At 43.0% G+C, this 16,147-nt stretch carries 11 protein-coding genes; 7 read left to right on the top strand and 4 right to left on the bottom strand.

The features are described from left to right. The 4 genes from K8S13_RS08590 to cfa all read right to left on the bottom strand — a co-directional run. The coding region (locus tag K8S13_RS08590; protein WP_291461954.1) for a trehalose-6-phosphate synthase at positions 1 to 801 on the bottom strand (801 nt) is incomplete at its 3' end. Positions 802 to 842: 41 nt separating this feature from the next. Further along, positions 843 to 2,852, bottom strand: coding sequence for a glycosyl hydrolase family 65 protein (locus tag K8S13_RS08585; protein WP_291461953.1), 2,010 nt, complete (start codon positions 2,850 to 2,852; stop codon positions 843 to 845). 43 nt (positions 2,853 to 2,895) lie between these two features. Further along, the gene (locus K8S13_RS08580; protein ID WP_291461952.1) at positions 2,896 to 4,074 is read right to left on the bottom strand and encodes a beta-phosphoglucomutase family hydrolase; all 1,179 of its coding nucleotides are present in this window, start codon (positions 4,072 to 4,074) and stop codon (positions 2,896 to 2,898) included. Between the two features lie 479 nt (positions 4,075 to 4,553). Continuing rightward, entirely contained in the window at positions 4,554 to 5,693 is a 1,140-nt protein-coding gene (gene cfa, locus K8S13_RS08575) for a cyclopropane fatty acyl phospholipid synthase (protein WP_291461951.1), read from the bottom strand. A gap of 269 nt (positions 5,694 to 5,962) precedes the next feature. Here cfa and K8S13_RS08570 point away from each other — a divergent pair, with 269 nt between their 5' ends. The 7 genes from K8S13_RS08570 to K8S13_RS08540 all read left to right on the top strand — a co-directional run. Then, positions 5,963 to 8,110 carry a sensor histidine kinase gene (locus tag K8S13_RS08570; RefSeq protein WP_291461950.1) on the top strand — a complete coding sequence of 716 codons (2,148 nt, stop codon included), beginning with the start codon at positions 5,963 to 5,965 and terminating at the stop codon, positions 8,108 to 8,110. Between the two features lie 9 nt (positions 8,111 to 8,119). Next, positions 8,120 to 9,523 (top strand): sigma-54 dependent transcriptional regulator, encoded by a 1,404-nt coding sequence (locus K8S13_RS08565; RefSeq protein WP_291461949.1) that lies wholly within the window; start codon positions 8,120 to 8,122, stop codon positions 9,521 to 9,523. Positions 9,524 to 9,778: 255 nt separating this feature from the next. Beyond that, positions 9,779 to 10,846 carry a calcium/sodium antiporter gene (locus K8S13_RS08560; protein ID WP_291461948.1) on the top strand — a complete coding sequence of 356 codons (1,068 nt, stop codon included), beginning with the start codon at positions 9,779 to 9,781 and terminating at the stop codon, positions 10,844 to 10,846. Positions 10,847 to 10,914: 68 nt separating this feature from the next. Beyond that, complete coding sequence (locus K8S13_RS08555; RefSeq protein WP_291461947.1) at positions 10,915 to 11,958, top strand: sulfite exporter TauE/SafE family protein; 1,044 nt, start codon at positions 10,915 to 10,917, stop codon at positions 11,956 to 11,958. Between the two features lie 79 nt (positions 11,959 to 12,037). Continuing rightward, positions 12,038 to 12,538 carry a hypothetical protein gene (locus K8S13_RS08550; protein WP_291461946.1) on the top strand — a complete coding sequence of 167 codons (501 nt, stop codon included), beginning with the start codon at positions 12,038 to 12,040 and terminating at the stop codon, positions 12,536 to 12,538. A 41-nt stretch (positions 12,539 to 12,579) separates the two neighbouring features. Next, the gene (locus K8S13_RS08545) at positions 12,580 to 14,256 is read left to right on the top strand and encodes a sensor histidine kinase (RefSeq protein WP_291461945.1); all 1,677 of its coding nucleotides are present in this window, start codon (positions 12,580 to 12,582) and stop codon (positions 14,254 to 14,256) included. Positions 14,257 to 14,261: 5 nt separating this feature from the next. Beyond that, positions 14,262 to 16,147: histone deacetylase (locus K8S13_RS08540; protein ID WP_291461944.1), on the top strand; the 1,886-nt coding region annotated here is incomplete at its 3' end.

The raw sequence follows: 16,147 nt of genomic DNA, 5'->3' as shown, positions 1-16,147 counted from the left end.
TATTCTCGTCTCGTGTACAAAATTAACGTTAGGAATGCTCTTTGTGAAAACACTAATGCGCACGATTCGATTTTTTAGTCTTACTGCACTCTCTGTCTCTTCAAAGACTGCTTTTTCATCAACCTGCGCATCCTGAATTATTTTCTTGATACATCCGATGAAATTACGTTTATTTAGAATCGTATGAAACCCAATGATGTCATATTCCAGCATGGCAGAAAGAAGTTCAAAACGCCATGGACATCGTGCAAAGGTTTCAATGGGCGGAAAGGGAATATGTAAAAAAAATCCAATCTGGTTCCTCTTGTGCCGTTTGCGCAACTGAGCTGCCACAAGTATTAATTGATAATCATGAACCCAGATAAAATCGGAATCATCTGTATTCTGGTCTACAGTTAAAGCAAATTTTTTATTAACCGCCTGATAACTTGTCCAGTATTCAGGCAAAAAAATACACTTACCAGTAAAATTATGAAAAAGAGGCCATAAAATTGAATTTGAAAACCCTTCATAAAATTTTTTTAATTCATCTGAGTTAAGCATAACCGGTTTAACACTATATCCGGAAACAGCTGATTGTATTGCCGGCAGCATCTTATCATCACTATCTGTCTTGTGCACATAGCCGGGCCACCCTATCCAGGTGCCATTTCTATTTTTCAGCACCGGTGCCATTGCTGTTACCAGTCCTCCGGCCCCTTTTTCCACCTCTATCTTTCCATCCCCGGTCTTTTTTAAAATAATAGGCAACCGATTGGATACAATGATAATATGACTTTTTTTTATATTTTTTTGATCCATTTTTTCATCCTTGTCCCTTCCCAGGCTTTCAGGAATATGCTTTAAAGATCCACGACTGCTATTTTGCCTGGATATAATCTGATGATTTCATCTTTGATCATAACCATAATGGGTCTTGCCCTGCTGGTCAGACTTTTAACCTTAACATTTTCCTGGGTGAGTTCCAGGTCAAGCCAGTGGTGCCTGTATCGAATATGAAAACAAATGCGGTTTATGGATTTGGGAAGTAACGGATTTAAGATAAGTATATCACTGCGTATTTCCAGACCTGCATAGCCCCGTTGAAGAATGTCAATACATCCTGACATGGCAGCCAGATGGATACCTTCCCGGGTGCTGCCGGTTCGGTCATCAACCATATCCGTCTCAAGCGCCCGGCTGAAAAATTCCCAGGAACGTTCCCTTGCCTGCCGTGCTTCAATCCAGGCATGAATGACCAATGCCAGGGATGACCCGTTTGTGGTTCTATTCAGATAATAGTTGATATTTTTTGGAATCAAATCCTTATCAAAAGTATAATTAAGACGTTTAAACATCTTTCTTAACGTTTCAGCACTGAAAAGATATAAAAGCATTAAAACATCTGCCTGCTTGCAGAGTTTATAGTTGTTGGTGCTATCCCCTTCCTTTTCAAGAATCCTGTCCAGGCGCCGGATATTTCCATATCTTTTTTTATAACCCTCCCAGTCAAATTCCTTTAAATTTTCATATCCTTCAAATTGGCTGAGAATTCCATCTCCATGGAATACCAGTTTCATCCTTCGACTCATTTTTTGAAATTTTATAAGTTCTCCCTGCTCTATCTTAAGTGTTTTCCTTAAATACTCCCAGTCCTGTTCAGGAATAACATGTTGCAGGTTAAGCGCCTGGTCCATAACAAACATGACCATTAAATTAGTATAAACATTGTTGTTCAAGCCTGGTTTATCTGCTCCGGGATAGGCATCATGATATTCATCAGGCCCCATTACGCTCAGGATTTCATATCGGTCAAGTTCTATATTATAGCTTGCAATACTTGCCCAGAATCGAGCAATTTCTATTATTATTTCACCGCCGTAAAAAGACAAAAACTCTATATCGTGGGTAATTTGGAAATACTGCCAGATATTGTAAACAATGGCATTATTTACATGGCGCTGCAAATGGGTGTTGTCCGGAAGCCAGCGACCCGATTCCGGGTTAAGGTGCATCTGCTGGGTCTCCTCTCTGCCACTGCTTCCGCTCTGCCATGGATACATTGCACCTTTGCAGCCTGCCTGCCTGGCTGCACGCCGGGCCTCTTTAAGCCGCCGGTAACGATACATGAGCAGGGTTCTTGTAATTTGGGGTGCCCTGTAATTCAAAAATGGGAAAATAATCATTTCATCCCAGAAAATATGTCCTCTGTAGCCTTCGCCATGCCAGCCCCGGGCCGGCATTCCCACGTCAATGTCCAGGGAATGGACGGAAGAACTTTGCAATAAATGAAAAATATACAATCGAATAATTTTTTGTGTGTGCTGCCCCATATCACTATTGTCCAGATCCAGGTTCAGGTCCAGCTTAACATCAAATTTGCGCCATAAAAGTTCCCAGGCTGTAACATGGGATTTTAATAAACTATCAAAACTGTCACCATCATTTGTAATTGTATTTTCCACCTCTGATAAACATTCGGAAATTCCGGTATCCCGGGAGGTATAGATGCAGATCAGTTTGTCCACTGCAAGATCATCTCCCTTGGTCACATTGACAATAAAATGCCGGGCAACATATCCACCCGGTTTATCAGCGGGAAGCGATTCAACCGCAGCCGGTTTATTGTTGAGGAAGAGTTTGGTTTTTGCACCCATTGCAATATCCATGCATGACTGATTGGTGCGCATTTTTAAAACCATGGTTTCTTCGTCAATATGTCGAGAGTCAATCAGATCAAGATGTCTATTATCCAAATCTCGATACCGGTCAACTCCCTGGTTTGTCACCCTGCCGTCCAGAGCAGAACTAATCTGTATTTTACCGTCCCAGTTCAAAGGTGTAATAATCGTTTTCAGCGCAGCCCTGTGCATCTGCTCTCCATGGACAAATGAGTGTTGACAAATTCTGGTTTCTCTATTTTTTTTTATCGCGAAACTTTATGATGCGGGTAAGAACCCCTTTTTTTATGTTCAGAACCTGTCTATATAAAAAAATCTTTACATCTTTTAAGCGGAACCACGCTTCTCCGGGGATACGAAAATTAAGACAGAGCCAGTTGGGGATATTGACCAGATCTTCATTCTCAACGATTCTGCCGGCAATTTTTGTTTTGAGCCGGTTATATCCTCCGGCAAGATAGGTGCCGGGGTAATGCACATCATCATCCTTTGCCCCGGGCGCTGCGCCCCGGGTAACAAAATAACCGTTTCCCAGGGCACACAGTGTTTCCCTTCGTCCTTCATCTTCAGGGTCAAACCCTGTATATATCTGGGTCCAACTGCTTCCTTTCTCCAGATCAGGCGATATTAGATCATGGGAAAAACTTTTTGCCAACACACCTGCCTTGATTTCACAAAGATCGTTAACTACCAGGTGGGCTCCTTTTTGTTTAAGATTTTGGGCCTGATCTGCCTGGTTTGTACGGTTAACACCGATAATCATTCCAAAACCACCTTTTTTTCCTGCCGCTACACCGGATAAGGCATCCTCCACCACCACACACCTATTCACATCCGTATCCAGTCTTTTGGCTGCTTCCAGAAAAATATCCGGTTCAGGCTTGCCGGTAAGGCCAAGACTCTCGGATACGACACCATCAACTCTGGTATCAAATAAAATTTCAATATCTGCCGCCTTAAGAACTTGCCTGCAGTTTTTGCTGGAACTGACAATGGCTGTTTTAAACCCATTTTTTCTTAATTGTTTAATAAGATCAATAGTGGACTCATAAACCTTCACACCCTCTTTTTTTAATAAATCAGAAAAAATTTGATTTTTTCTATTGCCCAGCCCGCAAATGGTTTCCTTATCAGGAGCATCATGAACAGACCCATAGGGAATATCAATGCTGCGAGAGGCAATAAACGCTTTAACTCCTTTATAACGAGGTTTTCCATCCACATATTTTATATAGTCATCCAAAAGATCAAAGGGTACATAACCATCAATGTCGCCCTTTTTTTCCAAATATTCATCAAAAAGCTTTTTCCAGGCACTTGCATGGGTATCTGCTGTTCTGGTGACCACACCGTCCAGATCAAACAGGACAGCATCAAACAATTCAGGATTAATTATTTGTTTCCGGGTTGCCATAAAAAAATCCTCGTAATAATTTTTTATTAACAAAAAATGATGCTGTTTTTCCAACAAGTCAGGAGAAAAGGAAAAATTTATTCAGGCTATTGTTCAGATATATTTAACAAAAAATATAATATCACTTTTAAAAAAAATATACAAATCAAGCAAGGATATTAATTTTAAAAATATCGTTATTCTTATGTGCGTGCGTGTCGCAAACACATGATACATTACTTGCTATGATAGCGATTTGTATGGTTGAGGAATTTTAAAATGTATGGAAAAGCTGCTCAACCGATCTATCGATTCCCATTCATATCTTTTTTCCCAGCCTTGCCTCCTGCCTTGTCCCATTCTTCGCTCTTTATCTGGATATTCAGGGCCAAAATTAAATGTTCGCCTATCCAAATACGACCTTCGATCTATTACAGATCGTTTTATATATTCTTTTTTGATAGCATTCCACCTTTCTCCCTGGAATATTTTATTTATAATTATTTAATATTGCCGACACGAATATACCGGGGATCTCCTTTTATCCCTTTTTTCGAAAACATAATCTGCCACAATTGATTCCTTCTTGATCTGAAACTACCTGCACATGAAAGAATATAATAGGTCCACATACGGTAAAACCTTTCATCATATGCCGCTTTGAGTTTGCTCCAATCTTTTGTAAAATTGTTGTACCAGGCCATCAAGGTTTGATCATAATATTGCCCAAAGCTATGCCAATCCTCAAGCACAAACAATCCCTCTGCTGCCGAGGTGATTTGTTTTGCCGACGGCAGCATTGAATTTGGGAAAATATACTTATTAATCCACGGATCTGTTGAATTCACAGAACGGTTTCCAGCTATTGTATGCAACAAAAAAAGGCCATCCAATTTTAAACATCGGTGGACAACTTTCATAAAAGCCCTGTAGTTCCTGTAACCCACATGTTCGAACATCCCTATCGACACAATGCGGTCAAATTTTTCTTTAAGATCCCGATAATCCTTTAGCTCAATTTTAACATCAAGCCCCTGGTAGAATTTATTTGCATATTTTACCTGTTCCCGGGACACTGTTATGCCATGTACACTTACGCTATATTTTTGAGCTGCATATTTTGCAAAACCACCCCAGCCACACCCGATATCCAAAACCTTCATGCCCGGCTGCAACCCTATTTTTTGACAAATTAATTTCAACTTGGCTTGCTGGGCTTCATCAAGTGTTTTCGCTGTTTTCCAATAACCGCAAGAATAATTTCTCCCTTTGTCCAGCATAATAGAAAAAAGATCATTGCCGATATCATAATGGTGTTTACCAATTACATATGCTTGTGATCTGTTTTGAACATTTACTACTTTCGCCTTGAGCTTACCCCAGAGGAATCGTACTACATTTATTTTTACTTTCCTGTCTAACCGGGCTTCCAAGATTCTTTGAAAGAACTGATCAAGGGCTTCACAATCCCACCAGCCGGACATGTATGTTTCCCCCAGAGCAATGGAACCTCCTGAGAAGACCCGTTCATAAAAATTGGGATTATGTACCTGGATATCCCAGGGCCTGTTTTCGTTAATCCGGATATCTAAAGTACTCAGGATATCCCGGGCATTTTTTTTTGCTTTTAACTCTTTCATGTAATTGTCCTCATTCTTTGTACAAAATAAATAATTTAAATTATTGAAATTCAAAATTCATGCCATCTGTATATGTTAATTAAAAAAGGCACTCCAAGGGAGCTCCCCTGTTATTTTCCAGACAGAAGGAATTTGAAAAAATAAATATGCAAAAAATTTTCTTACACTTTGTAAAAAAAATTGACAAAAACCAGGTTTCTATCCTATGGTCAAATTCATTGGAACTATATAATCAACTGACGCATAACCGCTAAAGGATTGATTCGAAATTGAATCCCACAAAACCCTCCAACAAACACCAGCGACCGGGAACGGAAAAAAGCATTATCATCATTATGGTCCTTACAGTGCTCATCTTTGTGGCGGCAAGTGCGGTTATGTCCCAGTGGTCCATCAGGGAGATGAGCAAGATCGTGCGCAAGCAGTTCAATGAAGAACAGATGGTTATTGCGCATAACATAAAAAACTTTATTGAAAGGGAATTCTCCTTTTTAGATAAGGAGATAAAAATTCTTTCCAATGAACTGGAAAAGAATGAAGATCCTGACAGGGCGATGAAGGCAACCCTGGCCCGTGTCATTGAATGGGGGGTCAGCAGAATCGAATTTCATGACATGGCTGCCGGAATCGTTTATTCCGGCCACCCCTTTCGCAAAAAAATCTCTTGTTCGCCCCTTGAAGAAACCCTGCCCCTTCCCTTTGATCTTGATGTAGAGAGAAAAAACCAAGTGAGAATCTCAGACCCGCAAATCACATCTTCCGGAATATTTATAATCATAGCCTCCCCCGTTGGTGCAGGCGGTTCTAAAATGATCTATTGCCATGTCAATATTTCATGGTTCCTGGCCCCCTACCTTAAAAATATCAGGTCCGGCCGGACAGGGTATGCATGGATCATCGACAATACTGGCCGCTTTCTTTTTCATCCGGACAGTTCATACATAGGCAAAAATGCTTTCCTGGCAAGAAAAGAAAAATCTCAAAACATCTCTTTTGTGGAGATAAACAAGATACAGAAAGATGAAATGCTGACGGGCCGCGAAGGAACAGGATGGTATATTTCAGGATGGCACAGGGGACTGACAGGCAGGATGGAAAAACTGATTGCATACACACCTGTAGCGATTTCAAAAACCCCGACCCAGAAGTGGTCCATAGCGGTTGTGGCGCCTGTTTCCGAAATAGAGGCCGGTGTAAGGGATAAATACATGCATCAGTTTTGGGTGCAGCTGGCCGCAATATTCATAATTATAGCAGGTGCTTCTGTCATCATGTTTTTTGAAGTAAGATGGTCCCGGCATATGGAGGATGAGGTCAACAGGCAGACCAGGGAACTTATAAAATCCGAAGCAAAATACCGTTCCCTTGTGGAAAGTGCTGAAGACTTTATATTCACCGTGGACTCAAAGGGCAGATTTTTGTCCATGAACAGCTTTACTTTAAAGTTTTTTAAATACAGCGCCGGAGATCATATAGGAAAAAAGCTGCCGTCAATATTTCCAAAAAAAATGAGCAAAAGACTACAACAGCTTATCCGAACGGTTTTTGAAACCCAAAAAAGTATCCGCCAGGAATCCGGACTTGACCTTGATGGAAAGCAGATATACTTAGACGCCAATATGGTGCCCATCTGGAACGAAAAAGGAGATGTAAACTCCGTACTCTGCATTGCAAGGGACATAACCGAAGACAAAAAACTCGAACGCCACCTTATCCACACTGAAAAACTGGCATCACTTGGCACACTGGCAGCAGGGGTTGCCCATGAAATCAACAATCCACTCGGGGTTATCCTGGGGTTCAGCGACCTTATGCTGCGGAAAAAAGACAAATCATCCCAGGATTATGAAGACCTTAAAATAATAGAACGCCAGGGACTTCATTGCAAAGAGATTGTGGAAAATCTTCTGGGTTTCGTACGCACGGGAGAAGATAATGGTCACCACCACACCGATTTGAACCTCTGCCTTGAAGCCGCTATCAAAATAGTAAAGCACCGCTTTAAAAAAGAGGGCCTGTCTTTGTCCAGGGAATTTTCAGACACACTTGGGCTCATAAAAGGCGATTCCAGAAAACTACAGCAGGTTTTCCTCAACCTGATAAATAACGCTGCCGATGCCATGCCCCAAGGCGGGAAACTGATAATCCGGACGTTTATGGACACTCATCTTCACATGGCCGCAGTACAGTTCCAGGATGAAGGTATTGCAATAGAAGACAAGGATATTGACCATATATTCGAACCTTTTTTTACCACCAAGCCCGATGGCAGGGGAACAGGGCTTGGACTTTTTGTGAGTTACGGCATCATTACCGGTTTTGGCGGAATCATGGAGTGTGAAACCCGGAAACAGTCTTCCTCTAATACTGCATCCGGTGGTACAATCTTTACCGTCAAACTGATGGTGGTATCATAAGGAGATAAAATGAACGGACGTATTTTAATTGTTGACGACGAAAAAGACATGCTGACATTGCTGGACAGGATTATTTCAGAAGATACCCATTATAAGATAGTTACGGAAAGTAATCCTGAAAAAGCAATTAAAATTTTCAGGAAAGAAGATTTTGATCTCGTAATGACAGACCTTAAAATGCCGGAGATGTCAGGGATCAGCCTGATGGAAAAGATACAGGAGATCCGTTCCGATGTATCGGTCATTATCCTCACAGCCTATGCCACCATAGAAACTGCGGTGGAAGCCACACAAAAGGGAGCTGACGACTATCTGACAAAACCTTTCCGCAGGGAAAGGCTCCTGATAACCCTTGACAAGGTCATGAACTGGCAAAGGATCATCAGGGAAAACAAAAAATTGCGCAAAGCACTCCAGAAGATGAACGATCTTTCCATCATCGGGTCCACCCCTGCAATGGCAAAAATTTTCGACCGTATTCGAAAGGCGGCTCCCACGTCCGGAACCGTCCTCATAACCGGCCCCAGCGGAACGGGCAAAGAGCTTGTGGCCAGGGCTATCCACCAAAACAGCAGCAGAAAATCAAAAAAACTCGTTGTCCTGAACTGCGGGGCAATAATGGAAAATATGATCGAAAGCGAGCTGTTCGGACATGTAAAGGGTGCATTTACAGGCGCAGTCACAGATAAAAAGGGGCTGGTTGAAGAGGCAGACAAAGGCACTCTTTTTCTGGATGAAATCGGAGACCTGACGCCCGGCCTCCAGACAAAGATTCTCAGGCTGCTTCAAGAGGGGGAATACAGACCTGTAGGAAGCGTTATAACCCAAAAGGCCGATATCAGGTTCATTGCGGCCACAAACAAAAACCTTGAGCAGGCCATCAGGGAAAATACATTCCGGGAGGATCTGTTTTACCGCCTGAACGTCATCCGTATGGAAATACCACCTTTAAGGAGGAGAGCCGAGGATATTCCCCTTCTCAGCTATTATTTTCTCAACAAATATTGTGTATTAAACGAAAAACAGATCAAGGGGATAACCCCATCCGCTCTACAGGCCCTGACAGCCAGGGAATATCCAGGCAATGTACGGGAACTTGAAAATATTATTGAAAGGGGTATCATCTTTTGTACCGGTGATACACTGACCCTCCCTGATCTTGGGCTTTCCAGCCCGGCAGAGTGCCTCATGCCCGAGTTAAACAGGGGAAAAACCATGATGAATTTCAAAGATGCCAAAGAAGAGACCATCCGGCTTTTCCATGAACACTATATCAGGGAACTATTAAAGGAAAATGATGGAAACATCAGCAAGGCAGCTGAAATTGCCGGAATACAAAGACAATACCTCCATCGGCTTATGAAAGAGTCCCATATAGAAGCCAATGAATTTCGAGGGGTAAACACACCCTGATCAAAAGATTGTCAACTATGAAGTGACATCTTTTGATTTACACCTGTCCACCACCAGGTTTTATCCTTTGACGCCCTCTGGATACCGATCAATTTTTTAATACAATTTAACCTGTATAATCAAAAGGTTAACCAATAATTATGTTTTCTATCTATTGTGGCACATTTTTTGTAATATTCCATTTTAAACAAAGGATACCGACTAGGAAACAATGGTCGGATTTTAAAATAAATTTTGATTCTTAAAGGAGATTTTATGCAACACTCTATCTGGCAGTGGATCGGAGATGAAGCCTTACTATCACAAGCAGTTTCGGGTTTGAGTACTCCGATGTTGATCATTGTTATCATTGTCTGCATTATCCTGCTCTCAAAAGGAGCAGACTGGATGATAGACGGTGTGGTTGATCTGGCAAAACGGACAGGAATACCCAAAATCGTCATAGGTGCAACGCTTATCTCCCTGGGAACAACAATGCCTGAAGCCTTTGTTTCAGTAATGGCCGCATTCATGGGGAACCCCGGCCTTGCACTGGGCAATGGTGTGGGGTCCATCATCGCCGACACAGGGCTAATTTTTGGCCTTACATGCGTGCTGGCGGGTGCGGTTCCTGCAAATAAATTCATCCTTAACAGAACCGGATGGGTACAGGTGGGATCAGCCACCCTTCTTGTGGTCATTGCCCTGTCCCTTCTTATCTTTTCCACGGGGACACCGATATTGGGTCGTTCCTTTGGCATCTTCTTTCTCATCCTTCTGGCAATCTACATGTATGCAACCTACATATGGTCGAAATCCGGTGGGGCGCAACTTGGAGAAGGGGAGAACAACGATGATAACGATGAACTTATCGGTATGGTTCAATGCTGGCTGATGGTGATAGGAGGCCTTTTTCTGGTTGTCCTTGGTGCCCGGGTCCTTGTACCCTGTGCCTCGGAAATAGCCATGAGATTCGGCGTGCCCGATGACGTCATTGCAGCGACAATGGTCGCATTTGGAACCTCACTGCCTGAACTTATGACTGCCATATCGGCCATTAAAAAAGGACATCCTGAAATAACCGTTGGAAATATTGTCGGTGCCGACGTTCTCAACTGCCTTTTTGTAATAGGGGCGGCTGCAACGGCGAAACCGCTTGCCATTCCGGAAAACTTCTACTTTTTCCACTTTCCGGCCATGCTCATCATACTCTGGTCTTTCAGGGCATTCATAACCATGAACAAGGACGGCAGGTTCAAACGCTGGCAGGGTATATATCTTGTGGGGATATATTTAAGCTATGTAATTCTCCAGTTTGCTCTAAATGTTGAACTGCCCGCATAATAACTTAAAAGAAAGGGTTAAATAAGCAGTAAGCAGGTACCAAAACTTAAAAATAAAGGAGAAACATTATGACTAGCGATACAGAAAAAAAAATGGGCTGGGAAGTAGCCCATGATCTGGAAGCTGACAAAAATACCATTGGAGCGCGTTTTATGCCCGAGTGGCGGCAGGTACGCGCAGCACTGGGAGGTATATTTGTCTTTTTCCTTGTTTTCCTGCTGGGCATGTGGCTAGCGGGAAATCCCTTTGAACCCACGGTGAGGATACAGTCGGACTGGACCCTTGCCAGCGGACTCCAGGGAAATGAGTGGCGTATCATATGGAGCGTTGTCTTTCTGGCGGCATTTTTCGAATTCATGGATGCATCTGCAGGCATGGGATTTGGAACGGCACTGACACCGATTCTCCTTGTGATCGGATTTGATCCCAGGCAGATTGTGCCTGTTGTTATGATTCAGCAGGGTGTAGCAGGTCTTGTGGGTGCATTTCTTCACAGGGAATTTGAAAACGTGGAATGGAAATTCAGTCCCATGTCTGAAACCGTAAGGCTCTGGCTGATCATTGCGGTGACGGGGTGTATTGCCGTATCAATATCCATCTTCGGCGTTTACAAATTTCTCCATGTCGATAAAATATGGATCAAACTCTATGTTGCAATGCTTCTCCTGGTGATGGGGGGTGTCTCAGTATGGAGCGCCAGAAAGGATAAGCCGTACAAACCGAATAAAATGATAGGTTTTGCAGCCCTGGCAGGGTTTAACAAGGGGGTTGGCGGCGGCGGCTACGGTCCGGTTGTTACCATTGGCGGCCTTATGTCAGGCGTGCCTGTTAAAAGTATGCTGGCGGTAACGGCAATCTGTGAAGGAACCGTCAGTACCTTTGCCATCATTGTATGGCTGGCCCTTCTCACAAGCGGTGTTCAGATAGACTACCTGCTCCTGCCCTCTTTTATGATTGCAACCATGTTTTCTGCTGTTGCAGCACCTTATATGACAAGGGTCTTTCCGGAAAAACTATGGAAGATAGTTGTGCCGACCTATTGCCTTCTGGTGGCGGCCGTCTGCTTTTACAAGATAGGCCCTGGCATCTATAGCAGACTGATCGGCGGTTAATACCACGTTTTGATACAATATTAATATAAACTTCCTCCCCCTTAAAACGGGGAGGAAGAAAAACAAAAGGAGATATGATATGGACACCAACCCGCTCAAAAAAAACGAGTATATTCAAAAACGTGCGCAAAACATAGGTTTGACAATGATTGTAATGGGCGGATCATTTTTTCTGTATTATCTCGGACTTTTTGGTAATGTGGAAGGTCCGCTTACACCGGGAAACATAGGAGAATCCCTGGCAGGCATGGGGGTTACAAAAATTCATATGCTGATATTTTTTCTTTCTTTTTTCATCATTGCCATGACATGGAACCACATCTTCAACCTGGTCAGCTATATTATCGGTTCAAGGCTGACGTGCATAAAGAAAAACGATGAGGGCAATATATGCGGTGCATCCACTGAAAAAATTAAGATAAAAAATACCGAAAATACAAAGGAAATTGTCAAGTTTAAATGTATAAAAGGGCACAAATGCTCCGATGCGAGTTTTCATCCCGTTAAAAAGGGTGTGATCAGCCACACGGTATGGGTTACAGCCCTGGTGTTCTGTGCCATTATACTGTATTGTTCATAAGCCGTCTATTATTAAAACCCTTTATAATCGGGAGGGATACCATGCCCGGCAGATCTTTTACAATATCAACAACACGAGACTTCCCTTACTACCGCAAGGTATGGAAAAAGGTGGTCACCATTCTCACTGTCTCGATGTTCCTGCCTCTTGCCGTCATCGGAGGCGGCATGTATTTATACCTGGCCCGCACAATTAAAATCAAAACAATGCAAGGCCTGCAGGCAGAGACTCTTTCCCATAAAAAGGATATTGATTCATTCCTCACCGAACGGATAATGGACCTGAAGCTAATTTCGCAAAACAACAGTCTGTCCAAAATGATATCACCCGGTATAATTGAGCAGTTCCTTTCCTCGCTTCAATACGAACTGCCCTGTTTCCAGGATCTTGGCGTCATCGGGCCCAATGGAGACCACCTTGCCTACACAGGTCCATATGATCTTAAGACTAAAAACTACCGGGATACCTTCTGGTTCAAAGCTGTAATGGCTAAAAAAGTATATGTCAGTGACGTTTTTACCGGTTTCAGAAACGAACCCCACTTTATCATAGCTGTGAAACGCAACGAAGGGAAAAATATCTGGATCTTGAGAGCCACTGTCATGTCGGATCTGTTTGACAACATTGTCACCCATGTGGCGGGAAACAGAAAAGGGGATGCCTACCTGATCAACAGCAAAGGAGCCTTTCAGACAAATCCGAGAAAAGGCAGTAAACTGATGATGCAATCGCAGATTTCACCTCCCGGCCGCTTCAAGGGGCTGCAGGTTGAAAAAAAAGACGCAACCATTATCTTAACGACCTGGCTTGAAACTGTTCCCTGGCTCTCTGTTGTGAGTATTGACAAAAAAAATCTTTTTGAAGATTCAAGAAAAGTGCGGAATATGAGCCTGTTTGTTGTTTTTTTGGGTGGATTCCTCATTGTACTTGCAATCCTCCTTACCACAGACAGCCTGGTGTCAATGCTGGAAGAGAATAGAAAGGACAACCGCCGCCTGGACTCCAGGCTAATAAGAACCGCCTTTATTGCATCATCAATGGAATTGTCAAAGGGAGTATTCAGTGACCTGAACGATATTCTGTCAAATATTCACGTCACAGCTGCACTGTTGAAGGACCAGGCCCAGCCTGCAAACTTTAGTGAAACCGATCTAATGGCAGAACAGATTTCTTCGGAATCCATAAGGGGAAAAAAACTTATAGACAGCTTTATCCGGTTTAGCGGACCTGAAGATCCTGTGATCATGGATGTTAATATTCACATAATTTTAAACCATATTTTAAGTTTTTTAAAAACACCTCTCATTGAAAAAAACATTGCCGTAATTACCGATTTCCATGACAAATTGCCGTCTGTCATAAGCGATGGTGCCGCACTGCACCAGGTCTTTCAGAACCTTTTATTAAACTCTGTTGCCGCTGCCGGTGCAAACGGTTCAATATATGTATCCACATCCATTGAAGAAAATGCTGTAACGATTTCTTTCTCAGATAACGGGCCTGGTTTGCAAAAAGCAGATATGGAACAAATTTTTGACCCCCAGTATTTGACGGATCGGGGGGATTCCGGATTTGGTCTGTCAATCAGCCGGACCATCATTGAAAAAATAGGGGGAAAAATATCTGTTAGAAACGGAGAACAACACGGAGCAGTGTTTGAAGTTCGGGTGCCAAAGGAATTTATCGGCGAATTTTTAGATTCAAACCGCGTAATTTAGGATTAATGATGCTGACGCGGGAAAATATCAAGCAAGCCATAGATGCCATCGGCAAAAGAGAACCTCAAATTGCCTATACACTGAATACCATGCTGGGAAAGGGGAGAATTGATGTACCTTTGGCATCAGAAATCAAAGACGAGACAAGGCCGTATTTTCTTTTTGGCGACAAGAAAACCTTTATCAACAAGTTCCAATTTTTCACCAGTGGTACTCCCCCCCTTGAACAGGCGCTGCTGATTCATTACGGAGAAATGGCACAAAAGCGCAACCTGCTGCATAGAGACCCTTTATCAAACCCTGGGGAACACGCTTCAAAAACCGATACCGCAGGCCTCTCACTCATGCTTGATTATGAAATCGACCTGGCCCAAGCCCTGCTTAAAGAACAGATAAGCTCAAATAAAACTTCTTTTGTCAATGTGCTGAATCAAAGACTCAAAAGGCTTGGAAACTTAAAAAAAAATAGTCCGGACAATCCACAGATACTTTGCCAGGGGGTAATAAATAATGATATAACCGCCTCCTTCATAAGGTTCCCGTTTTCGAGGGAAAGTCTCATGCATGCTGCCCGCCTCAACCTGGAATTTTTTCACATCCGTTTTTTGTTAAACTGCCTGGTTTCCGGCACGGACAGCCGGCTTTTCGCATGTATCGCAAGAGGAGAGCTGCAGGGACTGATTTTCCTGGAAATAATAAAAAAACTCTTTTACAAAGGATTTGAAGTAAAATATTTTGCAACCAGTGCGGGATCAGCTTCCCAGGACGATCGTCGCCCTGTCAAAGGCGCCGGGACCTTTATCATGGCAGGAGTCTGGATGCTCTGGAAAAGCAATTTTCCCGATGTAAAAGAAATCTTTCTTGAATCGGAAATCCAGGCCGCAAGGTTTTACGCATCCATTGGATTCCACACCCGGGGCCTGTACAAATACACTCTCAAATCTCCCGAGGGCAGGCTTTTGACTGCTATTGCGGTAATGGCAGTATTTTCAAAAAAGACCCACCCCTCCATCACAAGTCATCTATGCAAAAGGATTCCCGGACAGATAAAACTTCTCAAACGCAAAAAAAACATAAATGGACAACGCAAAAGAGCCCTGGAGTTCATAAAAATTACGCTTCATCCCGCCAGCTCCGATCTTCTGGCCAGGACAACCATGCGGATACTGATGAAAAACAAAAGCCGTATCCCTGAAGGAGAAACGCTGTTTGCCCTGGCAAAAGCCTTCGGCCGCATTGAAACAAAACAGGGACAAATGCCCCCTGCCCTTCCAGTTGCGGTTATCATCGACAAAAGATATTGGAATCATCTCATGGGAGTCGCACACCTTGAGAATTACAGGCGTATAAAAGCGGTGGAGGATTTACTGGAAAACAAATGCCTGGATGGAAAATGGTTCACAATTGCTCCCCGCCTCGCACAAAAAAATGAACTGACATGGGTACACACTCTTGAGTATGTTGAAAAAGTTGAAAAAACAGCCGGAAAAAGCCTTTCATCCCTTGATTTTGATACCCAGACCACAGAAGAGTCATGGTCAATCGCCCAACTGGCGGCCGGTGGTGTCTTCTCTCTGCTTGACGGGATAATGTCAGGCTGGTCACATAGAGGCTTCGCATTCATAAGACCTCCGGGCCATCATGCCGGGCCTGGGAAAGGCATGGGATTTTGCATTTTTAATAACATAGCCCTGGGCGCTATGTATCTGAAACAAAAGTATAAAGTTTCAAGGCTGATGATCATCGACATTGACGCCCACCACGGCAACGGTACACAGGAAATATTTTATAACACTGATGAAGTCCTTTTTATCTCAATTCATGAATCAGACTCTTTTCCCGGAACAGGAAATGTTCAAGAGACGGGAAAAGGAAAGGGTCTGGGGTTTAC

The sequence above is a fragment of the Desulfobacula sp. genome, assembly GCF_021107415.1.
This window is presented reverse-complemented; position numbering and strand designations above follow the sequence as displayed.

Coding starts and splice junctions, on each gene's coding strand:
- K8S13_RS08585 (WP_291461953.1), bottom strand. CDS start 2,852: ATGCACAGGGCTGCGCTGAAAACGATTATTACACCTTTGAACTGGGAC.
- K8S13_RS08580 (WP_291461952.1), bottom strand. CDS start 4,074: ATGGCAACCCGGAAACAAATAATTAATCCTGAATTGTTTGATGCTGTC.
- cfa (WP_291461951.1), bottom strand. CDS start 5,693: ATGAAAGAGTTAAAAGCAAAAAAAAATGCCCGGGATATCCTGAGTACT.
- K8S13_RS08565 (WP_291461949.1), top strand. CDS start 8,120: ATGAACGGACGTATTTTAATTGTTGACGACGAAAAAGACATGCTGACA.
- K8S13_RS08560 (WP_291461948.1), top strand. CDS start 9,779: ATGCAACACTCTATCTGGCAGTGGATCGGAGATGAAGCCTTACTATCA.
- K8S13_RS08555 (WP_291461947.1), top strand. CDS start 10,915: ATGACTAGCGATACAGAAAAAAAAATGGGCTGGGAAGTAGCCCATGAT.
- K8S13_RS08550 (WP_291461946.1), top strand. CDS start 12,038: ATGGACACCAACCCGCTCAAAAAAAACGAGTATATTCAAAAACGTGCG.
- K8S13_RS08545 (WP_291461945.1), top strand. CDS start 12,580: ATGCCCGGCAGATCTTTTACAATATCAACAACACGAGACTTCCCTTAC.